This is a genomic window from Anaerophaga thermohalophila DSM 12881, from assembly GCF_000191885.1.
Lineage (GTDB): Bacteria > Bacteroidota > Bacteroidia > Bacteroidales > Marinilabiliaceae > Anaerophaga > Anaerophaga thermohalophila.
On record NZ_AEWI01000012.1, the window covers coordinates 104196 to 117930 of the forward strand.

At 44.2% G+C, this 13735-nt stretch carries 13 protein-coding genes; 9 read left to right on the plus strand and 4 right to left on the minus strand.

The window, feature by feature from the left end; genetic code table 11:
• Window positions 1–30 precede the first annotated feature (30 nt).
• The 3 genes from ATH1_RS0104465 to ATH1_RS0104475 all read left to right on the plus strand — a co-directional run bounded on the left by ATH1_RS0104465 (window position 31) and on the right by ATH1_RS0104475 (window position 2204).
• Window positions 31–609: a YceD family protein gene (locus ATH1_RS0104465; protein WP_010418145.1), complete on the plus strand. Its 579-nt coding sequence runs from the start codon at window positions 31–33 to the stop codon at window positions 607–609.
• Between the two features lie 14 nt (window positions 610–623).
• A complete protein-coding gene (rpmF, locus tag ATH1_RS20380) occupies window positions 624–809 on the plus strand; it encodes a 50S ribosomal protein L32 (protein WP_010418148.1) in 186 nt (61 codons plus the stop codon).
• A 390-nt stretch (window positions 810–1199) separates the two neighbouring features.
• The gene (locus ATH1_RS0104475; RefSeq protein ID WP_010418153.1) at window positions 1200–2204 is read left to right on the plus strand and encodes a beta-ketoacyl-ACP synthase III; all 1005 of its coding nucleotides are present in this window, start codon (window positions 1200–1202) and stop codon (window positions 2202–2204) included.
• Between the two features lie 458 nt (window positions 2205–2662).
• Here ATH1_RS0104475 and ATH1_RS0104480 read toward each other — a convergent pair whose 3' ends face one another.
• From ATH1_RS0104480 to ATH1_RS0104490, 3 genes are read right to left on the minus strand one after another with little or no spacing between them, the layout of a single operon-like run.
• Complete coding sequence (locus ATH1_RS0104480; protein WP_010418155.1) at window positions 2663–4303, minus strand: ArnT family glycosyltransferase; 1641 nt, start codon at window positions 4301–4303, stop codon at window positions 2663–2665.
• A gap of 41 nt (window positions 4304–4344) precedes the next feature.
• Complete coding sequence (locus ATH1_RS0104485; RefSeq protein ID WP_010418157.1) at window positions 4345–5001, minus strand: lipid-A-disaccharide synthase N-terminal domain-containing protein; 657 nt, start codon at window positions 4999–5001, stop codon at window positions 4345–4347.
• Window positions 4995–5729, minus strand: a complete 735-nt coding sequence (locus ATH1_RS0104490) for a glycosyltransferase (protein WP_010418159.1) — start codon at window positions 5727–5729, stop codon at window positions 4995–4997. Before ATH1_RS0104490 ends, ATH1_RS0104485 begins: the two co-directional genes overlap by 7 nt.
• 409 nt (window positions 5730–6138) lie before the next feature.
• On the opposite strand from ATH1_RS0104490, the gene ATH1_RS20385 reads away from it, so the two are divergent.
• Window positions 6139–6315 carry a type IIG restriction enzyme/methyltransferase gene (locus ATH1_RS20385; RefSeq protein ID WP_010418162.1) on the plus strand — a complete coding sequence of 59 codons (177 nt, stop codon included), beginning with the start codon at window positions 6139–6141 and terminating at the stop codon, window positions 6313–6315.
• A 161-nt stretch (window positions 6316–6476) separates the two neighbouring features.
• Window positions 6477–7277, plus strand: a complete 801-nt coding sequence (locus ATH1_RS0104505; protein WP_245531708.1) for a polysaccharide deacetylase family protein — start codon at window positions 6477–6479, stop codon at window positions 7275–7277.
• A gap of 121 nt (window positions 7278–7398) precedes the next feature.
• Here the strand turns inward: ATH1_RS0104505 and ATH1_RS0104510 are convergent, their stop codons facing one another.
• Complete coding sequence (locus tag ATH1_RS0104510) at window positions 7399–7857, minus strand: hypothetical protein (protein WP_010418167.1); 459 nt, start codon at window positions 7855–7857, stop codon at window positions 7399–7401.
• Window positions 7858–8344: 487 nt separating this feature from the next.
• Here ATH1_RS0104510 and ATH1_RS0104525 point away from each other — a divergent pair, with 487 nt between their 5' ends.
• From ATH1_RS0104525 to ATH1_RS0104550, 4 genes are all read left to right on the plus strand, one after another.
• Window positions 8345–9511, plus strand: a complete 1167-nt coding sequence (locus ATH1_RS0104525; protein ID WP_010418173.1) for a sensor histidine kinase — start codon at window positions 8345–8347, stop codon at window positions 9509–9511.
• Window positions 9508–10233: a LytR/AlgR family response regulator transcription factor gene (locus tag ATH1_RS0104530; protein ID WP_245531709.1), complete on the plus strand. Its 726-nt coding sequence runs from the start codon at window positions 9508–9510 to the stop codon at window positions 10231–10233. The genes ATH1_RS0104525 and ATH1_RS0104530 overlap by 4 nt, the downstream gene beginning before the upstream one ends.
• Window positions 10234–11094: 861 nt before the next feature.
• Window positions 11095–12453, plus strand: a complete 1359-nt coding sequence (locus ATH1_RS0104545; protein ID WP_245531710.1) for a TolC family protein — start codon at window positions 11095–11097, stop codon at window positions 12451–12453.
• A gap of 39 nt (window positions 12454–12492) precedes the next feature.
• A complete protein-coding gene (locus ATH1_RS0104550; protein WP_052306298.1) occupies window positions 12493–13698 on the plus strand; it encodes an efflux RND transporter periplasmic adaptor subunit in 1206 nt (401 codons plus the stop codon).
• Window positions 13699–13735 lie beyond the last annotated feature (37 nt).

Consider the following 13735-nt stretch of genomic DNA (forward strand, 5'->3'; position numbering starts at 1 on the left):
ATATTTTATACCTTTGCGAAGTTTTTACTTATGGCAGCAGAGAAAGAGAAGAAAATCGGAGAGTATGGCATTGCCTTTAAAGGACTTAAAGAGGGAGAACACCTCTATGAGTACAAACTGGGGAGTGCCTTCTTTGAATTGTTTGAGCAGTCGCAGGTAGAAACCGGTGAGTTACTGGCAACGGTCACTCTCACCAAAAGCACACGAATGCTGGAGCTCTCATTTCATATTGAAGGTGTTGTGGAAGCTCTTTGCGACAGGTGTCTGGGGTTGATGGAGGTCCCTGTTACTTATCAGGGCAAGCTGTTCATCAAATTCGGAGAAGCGTATGATGAACCTACTGAAGAGATAGTTATCCTGCCTCAGGAGGAACATACCATCAACATTGCCCGGTTCATGTACGAATATATTGTGGTTAGTATTCCTATACGTCATGTACACTCCGATAAAGAAGACGGTACATCGGGTTGCGATCCGGAGATGCTTGCCCGGCTTGAGACGTACTTGGTTGATCAGGAACCGTCAGCAGGCGAGGATGGAGAAAACGATGATGAGATCGATCCACGCTGGAACGAGTTAAAGAAACTGAAGAATAAAAACAACAAGTAAAAAGAGGTTATAAAATGGCACATCCAAAACGAAAAACATCGAAAACGAGAAGAGACAAAAGAAGGACCCACTACAAGGCAACAATGCCGGCTTTGGGTGTTTGCTCTAACTGTGGCGCCACTATTAAGCTTCACACTGTTTGCGAAGAGTGTGGGCACTACAGGGGTAAACTTGCTGTGGAAAAAGAAGTAACAGCTTAATAATAAGCAAAGTCAATGCTCGTTTGTAGTGTCATATCAATTTCGGTCATTCTTGTTCTTGTCGTAGCAGGTGAGACCAGAAGTTCTACAGACACTTCACTTCGTATGACTTTGTCAATTATCCGGTTGCCAGTCACCGGTATTAACTGAAATTATAATTATGCCCCTAATTTGTTTTTGGTTAGGGGTTTTTTTATGGGCTGAGACTTTCCATCTGTGCACAACTTTTTTAGTCAGGATGGAACCCGCATAAAGGAATTGATACATCTCCTTTTCAGGCAAATCTCAGCCATGTTTTTTCAACCCGTAAATGTTTTTCAGGCCCGAGCCATGTCACCCTGTCAGGGATGGCAGTGAGCCCGTTTTGGCCATCAAATACTGTCTTTAACGATGGAAAAAGTGAACGCAGTGATTACTGCTGTCGGCGGATACGTTCCCGATTATGTTCTCACCAACGAGGAACTTAGTAAAATGGTTGATACGTCCGATGAATGGATAACCACGCGTGTGGGCATCAAAGAACGGCGTATTCTCAAAGAAGAAGGAAAAGGTGCTTCCGATCTGGCTGTTAAGGCCGTAAATCAGGTGCTCGAAAAATCGGGCACTTCACCCGATGAGGTGGATCTGCTGATATGTGCTACCGTTACGCCGGACCATGTTTTCCCGGCTACGGCCAATATTATTTCCGACAAGTGCGACATTCGTAACGCACACAGCTTCGACATCAATGCCGGTTGTTCCGGTTTTCTGTATGCCCTCGATGCAGCCTCCAGGTTTGTGGAGACAGGTAGTAAGAAAAAGGTGATAGTGGTTGGTGCCGAAAAAATGTCGTCTATTACCGATTATTCTGATCGAACGACCTGTGTATTATTTGGCGACGGCGCAGGAGCCGTATTGCTGGAACCTACTACCGAAAATGTGGGCGTGCTCGACAGCAAGCTTCAAAGCGATGGTTTCGGGCGTGTCTATCTTTATCAAAAGGCAGGCGGGTCTGTAAAACCGCCCTCACATGAAACCATCGACAATCGTGAACACTACATCTATCAGGATGGCCGTCATGTGTTTAAACATGCCGTATCTAAAATGGCTGATGTAGCTGTTGAAGTGATGGAACGCAATGGCATCACCCCCGAAACACTCACCTGGCTTGTTCCCCATCAGGCCAATATGCGCATTATTGAAGGAACGGCTCAGCGTATGGGCATAGAAAAAAGCCAGGTGATGATCAACATTCAACGTTACGGTAATACTACCTCTGCTACTCTTCCTCTTTGTTTGTGGGAATGGGAAAAACAGCTCAAAAAGGGAGATAACCTGGTGCTGGCTGCTTTTGGTGCCGGATTTACCTGGGGAGCAATGTATGTGAAGTGGGGATACGACGGCGATAAGAGATAAGCCTTTTTTCAATTGTTCAACAAACGGATTTATTTATACCCGTCACCGGTTCGTAATTGAACTGATGACGGGTTATTTTTTTGAGAGAATTTATCGACAGACACTGTTTATTAGGTAAAGTGTGCCATTAATAAAACGCACTCATAATAACAACTTTGCGTCTTTGCGTTTACTTTTTTAACCGAACTATCATTAAACAATATTCCGTTAAACTATCACAATACGCTGAAAACTAATTGTTTATGTCTAAAGAGGTTTATTTGTTAAAATGCAATATATCAATGTTTTACGAATCATCTTATATCTAAAAATCTAACGATCTATTGATTGATCTATTGATTAAAAGGACTTGTTAAAAAAGGTCAAAATACAAAAAGATGAATCTGTCTTTAGGTTTTGGGATTCGTTGTGTCTAAAAAAGCCGGATAAAATAACCGCTTTTGTCAGATTCTTTTTGTTCATTCTGCGTCACGCTCTATAATGAAGAAGTAACTTATCTTCCGGCTGTTGTTTCCCCCTTCAAGGTTGATATCAACCATTCCGGAATATTCAACCTGATAATGTCCTTTGAATATCTGTTGGTCCAAAATGTTTTCTTTATTGGTCAGGATACCAAAGCGGTTTTCTTGCGGGAGCATCGCGGAGGATTTTTCCTCTTTGATCAGAGGAATTTTCTCTCCATACAGCCAAACTAATTCCGGTTGAATGTAATCGTAGCCATAAACATTGATACCCTCCTGTTTCACTTTCTCTTTCATTTCTTCAACCGGCTGCCGGCTACCTTCTTCAATGTAGTCCCGCGCTACGGGCAGACCAAAAACAAAAATGGAGGCATAAAGCATGATGGTAAGATAGAACACATTCCTGATGTTTTTTCGTAAAAGGTGGATGAAAATAAAGATTCCCGGTAAAGGCAGAATAATGCATGAAGCCAGGAAGAAAAAATCAGGGATGACGACATGCTCCTTGAAGAATATATAAACACCTGAAGGGATCGCAATACTCAATAAGGATATCAGGCCAAAGTTGAAATAGACTGGCCATTTCTCCCATTTCGATGTAAGGTTTTTGAATTTCCTGAACAGGTATTCCATATAAAAACCAGTATTGATCGACAGGGGAATCAAAACAGGCATCAAATAACGGGATTTCTTTTCGGGAATAATGGAGAGCAACACCACCGCGAAAAGTGTCCACAACAAACTAAAACGATAGGCCTTAAGATTCACCACCCGTTTCTTCAGATAAGGGTACAGTAAACTAATGAGGGCAGGAATGGTCCACAATCCGCTTTGGGCAAAAAAACTCCAGTAATAGTAGAACGGTCGCACATTGTAACTCGACCAGTTCCCCACTTCTTCCCGGGCAATAGACAAGAATGATTGCGGATCGGCAACCCTGATGTAGATGTACCACCATCCGCCAACAACAACGGCCAAAAGCAGTACAAGCACAAGCGGTAAGGCCTTTGTTTTAAGCCCCCGGAATCTGTAAGTAAAACCATAAGCCAGCAAAAACGGCAGGAACAGGGCATACAATGAAATCGGCCCCTTGCTCATAAACGAGAAACCGATAAAAATGCCCGAAACCACAGCATGTTTCCATGGCGAACCTTCATCCCTGAATAGTCTGATCAGCGACAAAATCCCCACCAGCATAAATCCATGGGTGAAAATATCCCAGGGCGCTTCAAAAATGATCCCGATGACATAAAATGAAGTCACGACAATGATCCCGTTAATCAGGCTATGCGATTTATCTTTTAAAATCGTTTTGGAAAGAAAATAGACAAACACGCCCGTCAACATCACCAATAAAACACCCGGCAGGCGCATGGCCGCAATGCTGTTTACCCCGAAAATCATGGCAGAGATGGCCGAAAGCCAGGTGGGGAGAGGGGGTTTTTCGTAACGGGCTTCCCCGTTCATCGTGGTCAACAACCAGTTTCCGTCGGTGATCATCTCTCTGGCCGTAACGAAATCCCGGGCTTCCATGATGGAAACCGGTAGCACATCCAAATGGGGGATGAGCATCACGGCAATGAATAAGCAAATCCCCAAAACGGGGCGTTTTTCAAAGCTCTTGATCAGTAGTTGCATATCTTTTGGGTTGAAATTTGCAGATTGTTTTCCCGCCGGCTCTATTCATCCGTGGGGGCTTCGCGGTCCCGGACTCTTTGCGTATAATAAAGGATAAGATTCCGGCTGTAAATCAACGTACCAAATATTTGTCCCAGTATAATCACCGGGTCACGACGCACAATGGCATAACCAATAATGATGAGGGATCCCGTGATGCTGATGACCCAAAACATGGGCGGAAGTAGCGATTCGTGATGTCTTTCCGAATAGATCAATTGGTAGATAAACCTGAAGGTGAAGATGAATTGACCAATGGCCCCTACCGTGTATAGCTGAGCCGTAATCAGGGGGTTGTGCATCATATCCCGGATGTTGTATTCGGTGGGGGTGATAAACAGAAACAGGATCGCCAGTACCGGAGCTGATAATGCCAAAACATGGAGCCACCACGGGAATGACTGCCAGACATTTTTAAGCTGCAAATTGCGCAGATAAATGTAAAATGAGACAAACTGTCCGCCCACAATAACCAGATCTTTACGGAGAATGCCGTAAATCAATAGCAGAATGGATGCTACCAGGCTCAGTTGCCAGAACAGATCAGGGGAAACAACTTTTTTGGCCTTTTCCGACAAAAACCATTGCACCAGAAGCCGGGCGGAAAACAACCCCTGGGCAAAAAATCCCAGCCCGAATATAAATGAGTCGTCTAACATGACCGATCGCTGCTTTCACTGATTTCGTACCTGATGTATCTTTTTCGCATCCAGACAAAAGCCAGCGTATCCATAAAGGGACCGATCAAACGGTTCCACAGGTGATACTTGGCCGTCCCTTCAATTCGCGGAAAGTGTTGAACGGGAATTTGTTTGACTGTGCCTCCCTGTAACTGAATAAGAGCAGGAATGAAACGGTGCATGCCGTTGAAAAAGGGAATTGTCCGGGCCGCTTTCGTCTCCATGATTTTCAGGGGACAACAGGTGTCTTCGATCCCGTCATTGATCATAAACCGCCGAAACCCGTTAGCAATTTTTGAAGAGATCTTCTTCACAAAGGTATCCGAACGATTTTGCCGGATGCCGTTGATCATGGTATATTGTTCCATGAAATCGAAAAAGATAAGAAAATCCTGAGGAGAGGTCTGTAAATCCGAATCAATATATCCCGTATAAGGGGTGTCAACACAATCAATCCCGGCTTTCAGGGCGGTGCTGAGACCCGAATTCTTTTTCAGAGAGATGTAACTGAAGGCAGAAGGGTCCTCTTGCACGAACCGCTTTATAAGATTAAGGCTGCTGTCGCTTGATTTGTCATCAACAAAAAGAAACCGGATGGGGACCGGACTCGATTTTAACAGTTTGTCGGCCTCGGTTTTCACCCGGGGCAGGCTCTCCTCCTCGTTAAATACAGGAACAATTATGGTAACAGCATTATTGGAATTCATCGGTTGTAGGTATAAAATGATCGATTTTTTTCGCTTTAAAATGCCCGCCGTTCCATTTAAATATCGCTCTCTTCCACATGCCGGTGAGATTGTATTTAAATCCGGGCGGATATTTTCTTAAAGGACACAAATTTAAAAAAAAAATTATATTGGGTATGCAAGGTGTCCCCACCTGTAAATTTCTGTCTGTCTTTCCTGATATTCGTCACCCACCATGTCTTGCCATACTTCCCGTAATATGTGTGAGATGAACGTTGATCGTAATTGGTCCGATCGGTTCCGTCGTTTGCCTGTTATCAAGAATTTGGGTATTATTTTTCAACTGGTTTTATTGAGGATGCTTGTATTTAGCCGAAAGTTGGATAGTGTAATAAAAAATTTATGAATAGATCCGGGTTAAATCCTGGTTTTGCTAAAACTGCCGTTTGCCAACGACAGCAACTGTCTCGATCGCCGGTTCTATACCGAACTGTTCCACATCATCGGTCTGATCGAAACCAGACAGGACAGCAAAAAATTATTGAACGTAACTCTCCTCGACAACGGAATCCCTGGAGCTCATTCAAAATACCATAGCCCGGATTGACAGTTTCGACAAAATCGACCGGCTGGAAAACCCCGACCGTTTTTCCATCATCTTGCCACCGGAAACCTTGTGCTATAAACATGCGACCGCCTTCGGGGTCGGATAAAATGTGTATATTTGTTTTTCAAAACGAACGATATATAAATTTGTTTTTCAAAATCATGAATGCATTGTATCAAAAATTAGCGGGGATACTGACAACGGTTTTATTCCTTTCGGCCCCATTGTCGGCTCAAACTGAAGAAAAGCCGTGGAACGGCCATGAATGCGCCGTTGTACTTACTTACGATGACGGGTTAAATGTGCATCTCGATAATGTGGTGCCGGCCCTTGAGGCTTCAGGATTTCGGGGTACCTTTTATTTACCTGGAAATGCCGTGACTTTGCCCGGGCGAGTGGATGAATGGCGCAGGGTGGCTCACAATGGTCACGAGCTGGGCAATCACACATTGTTTCATCCATGTTCAGGTAGTGCTCCCGGTCGGGAATGGGTTCAGCCCGAACAGGATTTGGATACGTATACTTTTAACCGCCTGATGGAGGAGATTCGTCTGGGCAATGTTTTGTTGAATGCCATTGATGGAAAAGAGCAGCGCACGTTTGCCTATTCTTGTGGTGACAAAATGGTGGCCGATTCCTCATTTGTAGAGGCCATTTCCGGGTGGTTTGTTGCAGCTCGTGATGTGCTTTACCGCATTGAGCAGCCGGGTGAGATCAACCGGATGGAAGTGGGTGCTTTGGCTGTTGACGGGGAATCGTCCGGTGAACTCATTGCCCAAGTGGAGAAAGCCCGGGAGGAGGCCGGTTTACTGGTCTTTTTGTTCCACGGAGTAGGGGGAGAGCACGGCATAAACGTTTCACTTGAGGCCCATAATGAGCTGGTCGATTATCTGGCACAACACAAAGATGAGATTTGGGTGGCGCCCATGGTTGAAGTGGCTGAGTCCATGAAGGGGGATTAGTGGTCATGGCAACCTGTCTTTTGCAGGAAACATTTATTGACAAGCAGAGAAGAAATCCTCCAACTCTGCTGCTTTGATCTGCGAAGAAATTCGAGTTAGCCTGGTTAACCCCGGGTAATAATCAATAAAACTGTTCCTTAAAGAACCACCGTTCAATCATTGAAAAGCCGATTTTGATGGTATGATATTGTTCCCTGATGAGGCCGTTACTGTTGGTTCCTTTTAGCGAATACTGATATGACAGGTGCAGCACATTACCCGTTGCGCTGAAAGGAATTGAGAGGCCGGCCGTTATTCCTTTTTCGCCTATTCTATGCTCATTTATACTCAGGTAACCATCGGTCCAGAAAATACCGGCCCGCCATTTCATCTGGTTGATATGCCGGAATTTGTTTTTTGGATAAGAGTAAGCAATCCCTGCCTGTAAAGAGAGCGCATCCGAAAAGGTTCCTTTCAGCGTTGAATTATCATTGAGTGCAGACCATTGCGAGAGAGACAGATCGGCAGCGACAGTCCATCCGCTGTTCCATTCTTTTCCCAGCCATCGAAAAACGATTGATGATACCTTTCGCCTGTACATTAATAATTATTGTGTCTGCCCGGAGGCAGATAACCCGCCGGCATCCGGCTTCTGTTTGTTGAGATTGGAGGCGAATTTAATACAGCGGCAGGAGGCGAAATACTTTTTTCATCTGTATAAAATTTATTTATTAAGGTTGGATGGAACTCGCATGCAAGAACTTATACATGTTCTTTTGTGACAAACCTTACCATGCTCGTTTCAACCATCGGGCTTCAAAACACTGCAAGCCGGCTGTTTATCTGAACGAACAGCATATTACCTATAACATTGATATAAAGCTGACGTTTGTAAGCAGAAGCGATGAGTTGATTGAAAAAAAATGCATTTGGGCATCAGGGGCGTTTTATTTGCCCTTTTAACAGATTTAATTCAATGCAATGGCAAAAAATGGAGTAAATATGAGAATTGCCGGATTTTTTTGTTTTTATTACTGTCAGCTGTCTTCTTTTTTAACGGATGAGGAAGAGAATGAAAAATGATTAGAATGGCAAGAAATCACACCAATGCAAAAGATGCTCTGAAGGTCATTGGCAGGCAGTTTAAAAGAATGGGTTGGTGGCATATCACCCTGTGGATAGGCTATTCGTTTCTATTCTTTTACGGGCCTGCGCTTTTCTTTGATACAAAAACGGCCGTTTTTCTGACGCTGCGTACACTCGGGATCAATGCGCTGATCTTTTATGTCAATACCCTTATCCTGCTGCCTCTTTTGATTGGGCGCAACCATTTTAAAACGTATGTTCTGTCGCTGGTTTTTCTTTTGGCAGGCATTTCTTTTCTTTGGCATATTACCGACCCGGTCGGGCCCGAAACATGGGAAAAGATAAAAGAGAGAAGGGAAATGGTTCATCCTGAATCCCCTCCTGAAAACGGGTCTGAAAGAGAGATTCTGAGGTTGGATAGAAACCCTGCACCTTCCCCAGGGCCTCCCCGTCCGGATAATAATTCCCCGGGGCCGCATCTGTTTTTCGGTTTTGTTCAGATGCTGGGAATTCTTTTCCTCAGCACATTATTCTGGATGGTTCTTGAATCAAGGCGAAAAGAAAAAGAACAACTTTCACTGACCAATCAAAACCTCGAGACAGAAATGAAGTTTCTTAAATCGCAGATGAATCCGCATTTTCTGTTTAATGCCCTCAATAATATTTATTCACTGTCGCAACAGGGCAGTGCCAAAACGCCAAAACTGCTGCTGAAGCTTTCATCGATGTTGCGGTTTATCGTGTACGAAACCGATGAAAAGAAAATTCCCATAGGACGTGAAATAGATTACATTCTTGATTTTATAGAATTCCAAAAAATTAAACTGGAGGAGAAACCAAATCTGGAAATCGACTTTAACCAGATAGACCGGGAGATACGGATTGAGCCAATGCTCATCTTCCCGTTTTTTGAAAATGCATTTAAACATGGCAATATAGGCGACACAAAAAACGGGTGGATCAAAGCCTTTTTGAAGGCTAAAGACGGGCATATTGTGTTTTTCATCGCCAACAGTAAACCGGCCGGGCATGTGTCCAAAGACAAGTCGAAAGGGATTGGTATAGAAAATGTAAAAAAACGATTGTCCTTTCTCTATAAAGACCGTTATCGTTTGAATATTGTTGACAAACTGGATTTTTTTGAAGTACAAATGGAAATAGAAACATGATGAAGATACGTTGTGCCATTATTGATGACGAGTTTCCTGCCCGGTCGCTTTTGAAAGATTATATCTCAAAATTCCCACATCTGGAACTATCTGGTACTTTTAAATCACCCCTTGATGCTCTTCCCGTACTTCAGGGCGGGAAGGTCGACCTGGTTTTTTTGGATATACAGATGCCCGAAATTTCCGGCATGGATTTCCTGAAGGCTTTTCATCTCAAAAATATCATGGTGGTTATCACGTCGGCTTATCCGCAATATGCCCTCGAAGGATACGAACTGGATGTCATCGATTATTTACTGAAACCGTTTTCGTTCGAGCGGTTTGTACAATCGGTACAGAAAGCAGGGGAAAGGATGCAAAACAGGGGCAGTTCATCCGGAAATGGAGAGAATGCCTCTTCATCACCTGCCTGTATTGTTGTTAAGGCCGATCATAAATCCTACAGGGTGGACACCTCACGAATTTTATTTGTCGAGGGTTTGCGCGAATATGTAGCTTTTCATTGCATCGATCAGAAGCTGGTTTCACTCGACTCGCTGAAAAACCTTCTGGAAGTTTTGCCGTCAGATTCCTTTATGCGCGTGCACAAATCTTTTATTGTTAACCGGAATCAGGTTAAAGCACTGTACGGCAATCAACTCCAAATGCATTATACATCCAAAACGGTGCCCATAGGGCAGTTATATCGCGAGGAAGTAAGGAAAAAGCTTTTTAATTTGTAAACAGTACTCCGTTGAATAATTGCAATTAAGTGCAAATACAATACTCCGTTAAACTATTACAGATGTCTGATAATTAATAGCGCAAATCACAACTCTCTCATAATAAAAATTTTGCGTCATTGCGTCTCTGCGTCTCTGCGTTTAGGCTTTTTTTAACGAACTACTGCATTGATATATTCCGAAAAACTATTCTTTCTCTTTTTCGGCTTTTTTCTTTTCGTACTCTTTTTTCTCGGTTTTTTTCAGGCTTCTGGATAGCGGTATTCGACATTACAGGGGTCGAAAGTGGAAGAGTAAACACGAAAATCAAAGATAACGCCAATTTACGTTTCATGGTAGTATTGTTTTTGGGTTAAAAATATCCGTTTTCTCTGGATGATAAGTTTAGAATGATCCTTGATAAATGTGTGTTGTATGGGTGTTATTTCCTGTTAATGAGTTGTTTACAGACACTGTTTATCCATTTGCTACGGACTGGAAAGGGTGGAAAGGTGAAAGAGTTGGAGGGTGAAAAGGTAGAAGGGTTAAAGGATTGAAGGGTGAGGAAATGGTTAACGGGTTAATTCGTTTGTTTGGTTCCGCCGCTTGCTTGCAAGAATAATTAAGGGAATGGCGGACAGGTAGGAAGAAAATGAAGGGAAACAATCTTTAAGAGGTTCTCCACTTTTTCAGTGGTCAAAGACCATGAATGTGAGGGCAGGGGAGAAATTGTTGGAAGGTTGGAGAGTAACCATCCCTTCCGACAGCTTTATATGACTAAATTTTTAGATCATTGATAAAATAAGCCTGTTCGATGAATAATTTATGTATTCACTTTCTTTAATCATAATTTGGCACAGTAATCAAAAAAAAAATCCGGAAATGAAGCAATACATAAACATTCTGGTTACGATTGTTGCCTGCTTGAGTGCTTTGCCGGTTTATGCCGGAGAAGAAGGAGAGGAATTGCGATGGACCTTGGATGAGTGCATCGATTATGCGCTTGAGAACAACATTACCATCCAAAGCTCGAAAATCTCCATCGAAACCCGTGAAGCCAACCTGTTGGAAACGAAAAGCAGCAGATTGCCGTCTCTAAGTGCATCTGCCTCGGTATCTGGAAACAGCTCGCGATCCTTCGACAACACGGGGGGTGAATTTTCAAAAGGGGCACAGGTGGGACTTAATACCGACGTGCCTGTCTACAGGGGCGGCATTATAAGTAACAACATTAAAGCTGGAGAAATTGAACTTGACAAAGCCCGTCTCGATGTTGAAGAAGCTAAAAACAACATAGTATTGTCCATAACACAGGCCTGGATGAACATCCTTTTTGCCCGGGAAAATTATCTCTATTACCGCGATGTGGTGGAGACTACGGAGGTGAATCTTGAGCGTACCAGGGTGCTTTTTGAAGCAGGCACGGTTTCACGTCTGGATCTTGCCGAACTGGAAGCACAATATGCGTCGGACCGTTATTCGATGGTAACCGCAAAAAATGAGCTGGACATCCGTATTACAGAGTTGAAGACCATGCTTGACCTGCCTTATGACACAAATTTCAGGCCGCTTTATCCGGCCAGTGTAGAGGTTCCCGATGATGCTTTACCTGCTTTCGGGATTATCGCTCAGGAAGTTCTGGACATACGCCCCGAGATAGAAAACAGCCGGTTGTCACAAGAAGTGGCACGGATTGATCTTGCCAATGCCAAAGCCGGATATCTGCCCACACTCAGTTTTAGTGCATCGGCTTCTTCCTCTTATTCTGATATGTACAGGGGCTCTTTTGGTTCACAGATGAACGACCGGTTTTCCCAGTATTTTGGGTTGTCTCTTAATATACCCATTTTCAGCAGGAACGAAAACAAAGCCAGCGTGGCCCGTTCGGAAATAAATCTCAGGCAGGCAGAACTGAATGCCCGTCAGACAAGGTATGATCTTCTGCAAACGATCGAACAGGTTTATGTGGATGTAAAAGCTCAACAGGCCCGTTATGAAGCTGCGGTCGAAAAGGCAAGATCGGCCGGTATCAGTTATGAGTACCAGCGCGAGCAGTTTGAATTGGGGATGTTAAATGCCATCGATCTTCGTCAGTCCAAAAATGCATTGCTCAATGCCAATGCTGAGTTAATCCAGGCACGGTATTCAGCTCTGCTGTATCGTAAAATTCTTGATTTTTATCGCGGACAGCCTATTTCTGTCGGATCAGGCCATGCAGAGAATATTTCTGATGACCGGTAGCGTCTTACATCTAATATCTAAATATCTAATGATCTGTTTATGATGCGTAAATACATTTATTTAATTGCAGCCATCGTGGTACTTATTCTGGCTATTGTTCTTCTGACAGGAAAGAAGAGTACGGAAAACAATCTGAAACCTCGTATTCATGTTGTCGAAAAAGGAACGATTGTTAATACCGTTACTGCAACCGGCACGGTAGAGCCCATCGACCAGGTAGAAGTGGGCACACAGGTTTCGGGCGTTATCGAACGCATTTATACCGATTATAACGAGCGTGTAAAAAAAGGGCAGCTGATTGCCCGGATTGATGAAAGTTCGTTAAAGGCTCGTTTGCTTCAGGCAAAAGCAAGCCTGGCATCAGCTCAAAACGAACTGGATTATCAGACTAAGAACTTCCGGCGGATTAAGATGCTTTTTGAAAAGGAGATGGTCAGCGAAACGGAGTACGATGAGGCGCTTTATCGCTACAACAATGCCAAAGCGTCGGTAGAATCTCTGCAATCAGAGGTGGAACAGGCCGAAGTTAATCTCTCTTATGCCCGCATCTATTCTCCCATCGACGGAGTCGTCCTCAGCAGAAGCGTGGAAGAGGGACAAACCGTTGCCGCCAGCTTTAACACGCCCACATTGTTCCTGATAGCCCGCGATTTAACCCGGATGCAGGTAGAAGCCGACGTGGATGAGGCCGATATCGGCCAGGTGGAAACAGGGCAGAAGGTAACCTTTACGGTTGATGCATTCCCCGACACCGAGTTTGCCGGAGAAGTTACCCAGGTTCGTCTCGAGCCGGTGATCGAAAGTAATGTTGTGACCTATACGGTCATTATTGAAGCACCCAATCCCGATTTGAAACTGAAACCCGGCCTGACCGCCAGTGTAACCATCATTACGAATGAGGCGAAGGACGTCACCCTTGTGCCGGTAGCAGCACTTCGCTTTTCTCCCGGGGAAAATTTTCCCGCAGGTATGGCGCTTCCTTCCGGTGCAGGGAATGGATCATCGTTGCCGGCGGCTCTTCCCGAAGCCGGTGAGGACCGAGTTTGGGTGTTGAAGGATGGGAATCTGCATCCGGTAACTGTGAAGAAGGGCATTGAAGATGGTGTTTGGTGCGAGATAAAGAGCGGCGTGCTTCCCGGTGACTCTGTGGTTACCGGAATCGACCGTCCGGATAATTTACCCGGTCACACATCCAGAAGTCCGTTCATGCCGGGACCTCCAGGAAGAGATGAGGAGGAAGATTAAAATGTACCAAACTTGTAGCAACGAATTGGTGCCTGCG